The organism is Streptomyces ochraceiscleroticus (assembly GCF_000720485.1).
GTDB lineage: Bacteria > Actinomycetota > Actinomycetes > Streptomycetales > Streptomycetaceae > Streptomyces > Streptomyces ochraceiscleroticus.
Map to the genome: position 1 here is coordinate 457,307 of NZ_JOAX01000001.1, position 9,900 is coordinate 467,206.

The window sequence follows — 9,900 nt, forward strand, 5'->3', positions numbered from 1 at the left end:
GCCGGGCCGACCGCTCGGGAGCGCCCCTCAGAAGCCCCTCCCGGCCCCCTCAGCGGCTCAGCGGCAGCTGATCCGCGACTCCGCCCAGTCGCTGAACGTCAGAGTGTCAGCGGGCGACTGAGGCTCGGCGACCAGCCGGACGGAATCGCGGCCCGCCAGCGGGACATGGACCGGTACGGCTTGATCACCGCCCCGCACGACACCGGAGCGCCACTGCCGTACCCCGTCCGCGTACACCGAGAAGCGCACCGCGCCGCGCCCCAGGGCCAGGTCGTCCACGCCCGCGAGGGCGTCGAAGGCCGTGCACTCCCGGTTGAGGTCGATCGTCACCGAGGACGGGGCGTGCGTCGTCACACCGTGGGAGTACTGCTTGCCTCCGATGCTGACGCCCCCCTGGCGCTGCCACAGGAAGGTGCTGTCCGTGGCGCGTACCTCCGGCTTGCTGCCGTTCCCCGTGAAGTCCCAGGCCAGCGTGTTGACGGCATACGGGGCGGCGGGCGGCGGTGGCGTCGGCTTCGGCGGCTTGGGGGCCGGCGGCTTCGGAGTCGGCGTCGGAGTGGGCTTCGGCTTCGGCTCGGGCGCGGGCTTGGGTGGCGCGGGCTTCGGCTCGGGAGTCGGGGTCGGCTTCGGAGCCGGGGGTGCGGGCTTCGGAGCGGGCGGCGCGGGCTTGGGCGCCGGCTTCGGGGTGGGCGCAGGCTCGGGCTTCTGGGGCAGCGGGCTCGACGGGGCCGGGCGCGGCCGCTCGGCGTGCGGCTTCGGTGGCTCCTGAGTGCCGGCCAGCGCCAGCGCCAGCCCGGCGGCGGCGACCGTGAGGCCGGCTCCGATACCGACCTTCGCGGGCGCTCCGAGCCCCTCGGAGGCCGCTCCGGCTCCCGCGGAGGACCCCGAGCCCCCGGCGGCCGCCGCGGCCCCGGCACCGGCCGCGGCGCCCGCTCCGGCGATCCCGGTGACCGCGGCCGCGCCCTTGACCGCGTAACCGGCGGCGAACCAGCCGATGACCGCGACCGGCAGCACCGCGCGGATGCGCTCGTTGACGTCCGCGACCTCGCGCGCCGCCAGCCGGCAGCGCGGGCACTCCTCCAGGTGCTTGCGCAGCCCGCGCTCGGCCCGCACCCGGAGGCCGCCGCGCGCGTAGGCGCCCAACTGGTCCGCGTACCGGGCGCAGTCGCCGCCCGCCGTCAGGGACTGGCTGACGTGCGCCTGGAGGTACGCCTGCTTGAGGCCCTCACGGGCCCGGTGCGCGAGCACGGCCGTCGCATTGGGGGACAGCCCGAGGAGCGGCGCGACCTCGCTCGGCGACTCCTCCTCGACCGTCGTGTGCCACAGCACCGTCTGATAGCGCTCGGGGAGGCTGCGGAACGCCTGGACGGCCATGTCCCGCTCGGCGTCGTGCATGGCGCGTACGTCGGCCCCCAGGTCGAGCGTGTCGTCGTCCATGCAGGAGCCGGCCGCCGAGGAAGCGAAGACCGCGAAGTCCTCGACCAGGTGTTCGCGCTTGGCGCTCTTGCCCCAGTCGGCCGCCGCGCGGCGCACGGTGGTGAGCAGGTACGCCCGTACCGCGGTCTTCGGCCCGGCCCCGCGCCGTACCGCCTGCAGCGTGCGCGCGAAGACCTCGCCGGTCAGGTCCTCGGCGGTGTGCGCGTCCCGGCAGCAGGTGCGGGCGTAGCGGCGTACGGCGTCCGCGTGCCGGCGGTACAGCTCCTCGTACGCGCTGTCGTCACCGGCGCGCATACGGGCGACGAGCTCGGTATCGGACGGGGGCGTACCGGGCGCGCCGGACGTACCGGGCTCCGCTCCGGAAGGGCTCTGCGCTCCGGAAGGGCTCTGCCCGGCCGCGTGGGCACCGCCGTCCGTGGACACGCGCTGCTGCGGCACGGCTTCCGGCCGGGCACCGCCGCTGCCGGAGGTGGTGAATTCCGCGCCGACGCCGCCGCCGTCGCGCTCGTCACGCCCCTCATATGTCATCGCCGAGGCCCCCGGACCACGCTCCCGCATCTGAACATCGCGCAAGCCTGTCACAAGGATGGCCGAACCCTTACGGGTCAGCGGCGCAATCACTCATCCGGATTGACTTCTTGTCTAACAGCTCTAGCTGCTGACCTTTCGGGGCATGCTCACAGGCTTAGGGGAACGCCGTCCGTGTACGAGGGCCAAGGCGTACGGGCCCGTGGCATACCGGGCCCAAGCCATTCGGCCGCCCCAAGGCAGAGGGCCGGCCGGGGCCACTGCCCCCGCCGGCCCCGCAAGCCGTCCGCCGTCAGGCCACCGGCCGCGACCGCAGACCCTCCAGGAGGATCTCCAGCAGCCGCGCGGAGGCGGCCTGCTGCTGCGCCGCGTCCGGAAGCGAGGGCGCGCCCGTCGCTATCACCAGCAGCACGTCCGACACCGTGACGTCGGCGCGCAGCTCCCCGGCCTCGCGCGCCCGCTCCACGAGCTGCCCGACGACGTCCAGAAGCGCCTGGGCGCCCCCGCTGTCCGCCGTCGGCCCGTCCGGGGACTGCCCGTTGGAGTGCGGCTGGGCCGACTCGTCGTCCGGCGCCGTGCGCTGCGCGACGATGCGCAGCTCGCCGGGCGCGACGGCCGGCTCGGGCGACCGCTGCTGCGGCACTCGCGCCCCCGTGAGCCCGTCGGCCCCGTCCACGCCGCTGCCCACCCGAAGGATGCTCGGCGGCAGCAGGCGGCCGGCGCCGGACGCCACGGACGTGCGCAGGAAGCGCGAGAGGGCCGACCACGGGTCGTCCTCCTGCCCGAGTGCGGTGCGCGCCTGGTCCGTCAGCCGTGCGGTCTCCTCCTCCGCTATCCGGCGGACCAGCACGTCCTTGCTCGGGAAACGGCGGTAGACCGTGCCCACCCCGACCCGGGCCCGGCGGGCCACGTCCTCCATGGGCGCGCCGTATCCCAGCTCGCCGAAGACTTCACGGGCCGCTCGCAGAACATGTTCCAAATTGCGCTGTGCGTCCACCCGGAGCGGTGTGGTCCGGCCGGGCACGCCGGCCTCGCCCACGCCCCCGGTCCGGTCGCCCGGCACGGACGCCACAGCCGCCGGCCAATGAGAACTCTGCATGTGCATAGATGATCCCCCGGTAATGACGTCTCCCCCCGGAGACTCCCCGCCCTGACTGCCGGGGCAGCCGACAACAGGCTCCACCCCGACGAGGTACGAACATAGTTGAGCGCAGGTCAAGAATGAAGGGGGCAGTTCCGTACAGTCCGCCCCTCGAACGGAGTACGCGCCCGTTCCATCCCGTTTCCGTACACTCCCGCCATCTCGTACCCCCCGTCTGACCTGCGGAACTCATTCCACACCGGCGGAAGGGAAGGTTCCAACGGGGGGTTCGGGGCACCGACCGTATTTCGCCTGTCCTGTGGACAAAGAGGCGGCGGGGGTGCGTCATGGAGAAATGCTGTGTCCCGGAGCGGGTACACGGCACCTGATCGTGGCTCCGCCGCGGGCCGGACCGACGGCCCCGGACGCACCCCACGGGCCACGGGCGACGTCGCGAGGAGATCCTCTGTGAAGCACCCGGCGCGCATTCTCGTAGTCGGCGGCGGCTATGTGGGCATGTACACCGCCCTCCGCCTGCAGCGGAAGCTCAGGAAGGAACTGGAGGGCGGCACGGTCGAGATCGTGGTGGTCGATCCGGAGCCGTACATGACCTACCAGCCGTTCCTGCCGGAAGCGGCGGCCGGCTCCATCTCGCCCCGCCACGTCGTCGTCCCCCTGCGCCGTGTGCTGCCCCTGTGCCAGGTCGTCATCGGTGAGGTCACGGGCATCGACCACGCCAAGCGCACCGCCACGGTGAAGACGCTGGCCACCGAGGAGGAGGGCACCGGCGCCGTCGAGACGCGGTACGACGAGCTGGTGCTGGCACCCGGCTCGATCTCGCGCACCCTGCCCGTACCGGGATTGGCCGATTTCGGTATCGGCTTCAAGACCGTCGAGGAAGCCATCGGGCTGCGCAATCACGTACTGGAGCAACTCGACATCGCTTCCTCCACCCGCGACCCGGCGGTCCGGGACGCCGCGCTGACGTTCGTCTTCGTGGGCGGTGGTTACGCGGGCGTCGAGGCGCTCGCCGAGCTGGAGGACATGGCCCGTTATGCGGTGCGGTATTACCACAACATCCGCCCCGGGGACATGAAGTGGCTCCTCGTCGAGGCGACCGGCCGCATCCTGCCCGAGGTCGGCGAGGAGATGGGCGAGTACGCGGTACGGGAGCTGCGCGGCCGCAATATCGATGTGCGGCTCAACACGCGCCTGGAGACGTGCGAGGACCGCGTCGCCGTACTGGATGACGGGTCACGGTTCCCGACCCGCACCCTCGTATGGACGGCCGGCGTCAAACCGCATCCCATCCTGGCCGCGACCGAGTTCCCGCTCACCGAGCGCGGTCGTCTGAAGTGCACCGCCGCGCTCCAGGTGGCGGGCGTCGAGCACGCCTGGGGCGCCGGTGACGCCGCCGCCGTACCGGACGTGACCGCCGACGAGCCCGGCAAGGAGTGCGCGCCCAACGCCCAGCACGCCGTCCGCCAGGCCAAGGTGCTCGCGGAGAACATCGCCGCGGCCATACGGGGCGAGCCCCTCCAGGACTACGCCCACAAGTACGTCGGCTCGGTCGCGTCCCTGGGGCTGCACAAGGGTGTGGCGCATGTGTACGGGCGGAAGCTGAAGGGCTATCCGGCGTGGTTCATGCACCGCGCCTACCACCTCAGCCGCGTCCCGACCTTCAACCGCAAGGCCCGTGTGCTCGCCGAATGGACGCTCGCCGCCTTCTTCAAACGCGAGATCGTCTCGCTCGGCTCCCTGGAGCACCCGAGGGCGGAGTTCGAACTCGCGGCGGGCACGGGACGGCACAACGAAGCGAGTTGACGGCCGGACCGGCACAGGGTTGACGCCCCTTCGGGTGGCCCAGAGCGCGGAACAGGGACACCGTGCGTACGGTGTCGGCCGGGCATGGCCCTGGACCATATGACCCTCTCGGTCATACGTTCACCGTTGCGTTCAGTCGAACGGGCGGTCAAGCACGCGGTCAGGAACCCCACCCGCCACCCCGGCGTCTGACGTATGTCAGTCCGGTCGGCCACACTGGACGTGTGACCATGGGTGGGCTCGTATCTGCAAAGAGTGACAAGCGCGAGGAATTGGGACGTTTGCTGCATCACGCCAGAGGGCGCTCGGCGCGCCCCCGCCCGACCTTCCGCCAGCCAACGGCCGGGAGGTACCTTCTGGCCGCCGGACCGACTCGGCGCCGCGACGCGAAGTAAGAGGTACACCTCCGTGAACTTCACTCGCTGGAGCGCCCGTTTCCCCGGCACGCAGCGCCGCGCCGCGCGGTCCGACCGCGGTGCGGCGCCGGGCGCGTCGTCCCCCAAGCCGCCGCGGAGATCCCCCGTCCCCGGAGCCGCGCAGCCCGCAGCGCCCTCCGGCGCCCCCGCACCCCCGCCCGCCGACGACGCGGAACGGCCGGAGGCCGACCCCGCGGCGCCCACCACGGCAGGCACCGCAACGGGCACCACGGGCGCGCCACCAGGCGCAGCCCCCGGAAGCGCCGTCCCCGCCGCCCGCGCCGAGCGCTCCGAAGCGCACACCCCGCCTTCTGGCACAGCGCTCGGCAGCGCATCCGGTGCGCAGCCGCCCACCGTCGACGTGCTCTCCGCCCACGAGATCCTCGGCACGATCCCCGCCCTGGTCGCCGTCGTCTACGGCCCCGAGCACCGCATCGCGTACGTCAACGGCGCGTACGCCAAAGTCTTCGGCGAGCGTCCGGCGGGAGGGACCGCCCGGGAAGCGCTGCCGGAGCTCGCCGAGCTGGGACTGCTGCCGCTGATGGACCAGGTACTGCGCAGCCGCAAGCCGCGCACGGTCAAGGCGCGCAAGGTCCCCGGCGGCGCCGGCTCCGACCTCAGCCGCGACGGCTACTACACCTTCACCTGCACGCCCATCGAGGTCGCCGCCGCCAGCACCCCGGCCCCGGACCCCGAGATCGCCTGCGTGGCACCGCACAAGGGCGTCCTCGTCTTCGCCGCCGACGTCACCGACCAGGTCGAGGCCGCCGAGCGGCTGCGCGCCGCCGAACGCCGCCAGCGCGAGGCCGCCGTCACCCTCCAGCGCTCCCTGCTCCCCCAGGAGCTGGAGCAGCCCGACGACCTCCGGGTCGCCGCGATCTACCACCCCGGCGGCACGGACGCCGCGGTCGGCGGCGACTGGTACGACGTGATCACCCTCGGCGCCGGGCGCACCGCCCTCGTCATCGGCGACGTGATGGGCCGCGGCGTGCGCGCCGCCGCCGTCATGGGCCAGCTCCGTACGGCCGTGCGCGCCTACGCCCGGCTCGACCTCCCGCCGCACGAGGTCCTGCAGCTCCTGGACGGCCTCGCCGCGGAGATCGACGCGAGCCAGATCGCCACCTGCGTGTACGCCGTGCACGACCCCAACGAAGGCCGGCTGGTCTACGCCTCGGCCGGCCACCTGCCCATCCTCGTACGCGACCAGGACGGCACCGTCCACCGCGCCGAGGAGCCGACCGGCCCGCCGCTCGGCACCGGCGGCTGGCTGCACACCTCCGGCAGCGTTCCGCTCGGCCCCGGCTCCACCGCCGTCCTCTATACGGACGGCCTGGTCGAGCGCCGCGACAAGGACATCGACGAGGGCATCGCCGCCCTGGAGCACGCCGTCGCCGGCGCCACCGGCGCGCCCGACATCATCTGCGACCGCCTGCTGCGCGCGCTCGGCATCTCCAACGACCACGACGACGACGTCGCCGTCCTGGTCCTCCAGCACCCGGACCGCACCGGCCCCGAGGCCGAGCTCTTCCACAACGCCGCACTGGAACTGCTCGGCGGTACGGAGGCGGCGCCGCGCGCCCGCGCCTTCGCCTCCGGTGTGCTCGCCTCCTGGCGCTTCTCCCCGGAGCTGCACGACCTCGGTGTCCTGGCCGCGAGCGAGCTGGTCGCCAACTCGCTCCAGCACGGGACGCCGCCCATGCGGCTGCGGCTGCGGCGTACGGACCGCCGCCTCATCGTCGAGGTCACCGACGGCGACGACCACCTGCCGCGCCGCCGCCGCGCCGAGCCGGTCGACGAGGCGGGCCGCGGCATCTCGATCATCGCCACGATCGCCTCGAACTGGGGCTCGCGCCGCACACCGGGCGGCGGAAAAGCGGTCTGGTGCGAGTTCGCACTGCCGCGCGAGTAGCCGACCCGCCGACCTGAGACCCCGCACATAAGAAGGAGGCCGGGCCCGTACGGATGTACGGACTCGGCCTCAGCCTGTCACGCGGCTCACGCCACGCAGGCCACCTCTTCGCGCACCGGAACCTCCGCCGGCGCGGCCACGGCCTGCGGGTTGTCCTGGGCCGTCGTGAGCAGCCGGCCCAGCCGCAGGGCCAGCGCCGAGATACCGAGCGCGCACACGAGCAGCATCACGATGTAGGCGACGGCCGCCCCGTGCCCCACCATCAGCGCGCCCACGGCCGGCCCGACCGCCAGCGCCAACTGCTTCACCAGGGCGAACACCGAGTTGTACTGACCGATCAGCCGGCTCGGTGCCAGGTCCGCCACCAGCGGCTGCACGGTCGGCGACAGCAGCGACTCGCCCACGCCGAACAGCATGTACGTGGAGATCAGCAGCCCCGTGGCCAGCATCTGCGCACCGTGCACCAGACCGGACAGGCCCGCCGCGATCCAGGCCACGGTCCATATGAGGCCGACCACCGCGATGACCCGGCTGCGGCGCCGCCGCTCGACCAGCTTCAGCACGACGAACTGCGCCAGCACGATGGCCGCGGTGTTGGCGGCCAGCGCGATGCCCATCGTCGACGGCTGGATGCGGGTGACCTCGGTGGCGTACGCGGCGAGGCCCGACTCGAACTGCCCGTAGCAGGCGAAGAACAGTACGAACCCGAGCGCGCACAGCCACATCATCCGTCGGTCGGCGAGCAGCGCCCGCCAGGCGCCTTCGGCCCGCGCCTCGACCGGCACCTCGCCCTCGACCTTGGGCGCCTTCGGCAGCCGTACGGTCGCCACGGCCGCGCCGAGCACCAGGAACATCACGGCCTCGATGGCGAAAAGCCGTACGAAGCTCGCCGGGTCGTGCTCGTTCACGAGCATGCCGCCGATGAGGCCGCCGATGCCCAGCCCCAGGTTGTTCAGGAAGAACTGGGTGGCGAAGGCGCGCGACCGCGTCACGGTCGTCGAGCACCAGACGATCATCGTCGCCAGCGCCGGCTGGATGACCGCTATACCCGCGCCGAGCGCCACCGCCGAGGCGATGACCAGCGGCTCGTTGTCGGAGAGCCCGAGGCCCAGCGAGCCGAGCGCGGCGGCGAAGGTGCCCACCACGGCCACCGGCAGCGGACCCCGCCGGTCGATGGCACGACCGGTGAAGGGCAGGACGAGGAGCGCGGCGGCGGCCAGCATCGCGAGCACGATGCCTGCCGTACTTGCTCCAAGATCGCGCACCTTCGCCACGTAGACGTACAGATACGGAACCGTGAAGCCGTTGCCGAACGCGCTCAGCGCGTTGCCCAACTGGATCCGGCGCAGCGCGGCGCCCATTGCGGTGGTCACACTCACCTACCTAGGTCGAGAGGGTCGTCAGATACGTACATGCGTGCGCATTGCTGCGCGTGTGTGTGCAGGGCGGAACGAGGCGCACGCGGGAATCCCGACCCCCCGGAGCAGACCTGGTGCCCCCAGCACTGTGACTCCAGAGGAAGATAAGGAGCTTTGCGACGTGTCCGGTCAAAACCAGACAGTCTGAAGATCAGACGGCCTCGGGGCCAGACAGTCTCAAGCTGAAGACTTCAACTCTAAAGTTCGAAGCTAAAGAGTACATGACCAAGGACTTCAACGCCAATGCGTTACGTGTCATACTCCGTCGCATGTCAGAGCCCTCAGACACGGCCTCCCGCCCGGCCGAGCCGAGCCTCGAGGAACAGATCGCGGCCTACCAGCGCGAGTTCCAGGACCTCGACCCCCAGGTGGAGAAGGTCGTCTCCGCGCTGCAGCGCCTCAACCGCCGAATGAACGTCGCCTACGGCCGGCAGACCGCCACGCTGGGGATAAGCAACGCCGAGTGGGAAGTACTGAAGGCCCTCGTCGTCTCCGGAGCGCCGTACCGCCTCGGCCCCGGCGACCTCGCCAAGCGGCTGGGCCTCACGCCGGCCGCCATGACGCACCGCATCGACCGCATGGCGAGCGAGGGGCTCGTCAACCGCGAGCGCGACGAGAACAACCGGGTCCGCGTCATCGTCGAGCTCACCACCGAGGGCCGCGAGAAGTGGCTGGAGGCCATGCGTCTCGCTTCCGTATTCGAGGAGGACCTGCTCCAGGACCTCGATTCACGCGAACGAGGGCTTCTCGGTGACGTACTGACGCGCCTACTGCGCCGGGTGGAGGACGCCCAGCCCGACGCGGAGGGCCGCCTCACCGACCTCGACTGACCCCGGCGGTCACGGGGTCCCCGGGACGGGCCAGGAGCTGGTTGACACGACCCAACCCGATCCGTAGTGTTCTCCGAGTTGCCACACAGCCGTAACGGTTTTGCGGCAGCCACTCACGCCGCACCGGCGGCAACCCACTACTGCACGGCCTTCCTTCGGGAACAATTTCGGCATGCCGAAATTCAACCGACCGGCTCGATTATGAACCGGCAGCGAAAACCGCTAAAGTAGTGGACACGCCGGAAGGCGCGAAAAACCCGCCCCGACAGGGATCGGAACCCCATTCGAAAGACCGCTTCACGAAGCGGGAAGCGAAAAGGGATCTGATAGAGTCGGAAACGCCGAAAGGGAAAGCCCGAAGGGCCGGACCGGAAAGCAACCCCGCTCCAACAGGGGGCCGGATCACCGAAAAGGATCTGGTAAGGTTGGAACCGCGAAGAAGCCGAAAGGCCGAAAC

Annotated in this window: 6 protein-coding genes; 3 read left to right on the forward strand and 3 right to left on the reverse strand. The window is 71.7% G+C overall.

Annotated elements, in window-relative coordinates:
• Positions 1-57: 57 nt before the first annotated feature.
• On the reverse strand, positions 58-1,965 hold the full coding sequence (locus IG84_RS0102075) for a sigma-70 family RNA polymerase sigma factor (RefSeq protein ID WP_031050537.1): 1,908 nt from the start codon (positions 1,963-1,965) through the stop codon (positions 58-60).
• A 292-nt stretch (positions 1,966-2,257) separates the two neighbouring features.
• Entirely contained in the window at positions 2,258-3,070 is an 813-nt protein-coding gene (locus IG84_RS0102080) for a TetR/AcrR family transcriptional regulator (protein ID WP_031050541.1), read from the reverse strand.
• A 444-nt stretch (positions 3,071-3,514) separates the two neighbouring features.
• On the opposite strand from IG84_RS0102080, the gene IG84_RS0102085 reads away from it, so the two are divergent.
• Both IG84_RS0102085 and IG84_RS0102090 read left to right on the forward strand, forming a co-directional pair.
• Positions 3,515-4,870 (forward strand): NAD(P)/FAD-dependent oxidoreductase, encoded by a 1,356-nt coding sequence (locus IG84_RS0102085; RefSeq protein WP_031050544.1) that lies wholly within the window; start codon positions 3,515-3,517, stop codon positions 4,868-4,870.
• Positions 4,871-5,278: 408 nt separating this feature from the next.
• Positions 5,279-7,195 (forward strand): ATP-binding SpoIIE family protein phosphatase, encoded by a 1,917-nt coding sequence (locus IG84_RS0102090; RefSeq protein ID WP_031050546.1) that lies wholly within the window; start codon positions 5,279-5,281, stop codon positions 7,193-7,195.
• Positions 7,196-7,281: 86 nt separating this feature from the next.
• Here the strand turns inward: IG84_RS0102090 and IG84_RS0102095 are convergent, their stop codons facing one another.
• A complete protein-coding gene (locus IG84_RS0102095; RefSeq protein WP_037798969.1) occupies positions 7,282-8,568 on the reverse strand; it encodes an MFS transporter in 1,287 nt (428 codons plus the stop codon).
• Between the two features lie 314 nt (positions 8,569-8,882).
• Between IG84_RS0102095 and IG84_RS0102100 the strand changes: the two genes are divergently transcribed.
• Positions 8,883-9,443: a MarR family winged helix-turn-helix transcriptional regulator gene (locus IG84_RS0102100; RefSeq protein WP_031050552.1), complete on the forward strand. Its 561-nt coding sequence runs from the start codon at positions 8,883-8,885 to the stop codon at positions 9,441-9,443.
• The last annotated feature ends 457 nt before the right edge of the window (positions 9,444-9,900 follow it).

What these genes read in the sequence shown, in the direction of transcription:
- IG84_RS0102075 (WP_031050537.1), bottom strand. Translation starts at nt 1,965, where the DNA reads ATGACATATGAGGGGCGTGACGAGCGCGACGGCGGCGGCGTCGGCGCG.
- IG84_RS0102080 (WP_031050541.1), bottom strand. Translation starts at nt 3,070, where the DNA reads ATGCACATGCAGAGTTCTCATTGGCCGGCGGCTGTGGCGTCCGTGCCG.
- IG84_RS0102100 (WP_031050552.1), top strand. Translation starts at nt 8,883, where the DNA reads ATGTCAGAGCCCTCAGACACGGCCTCCCGCCCGGCCGAGCCGAGCCTC.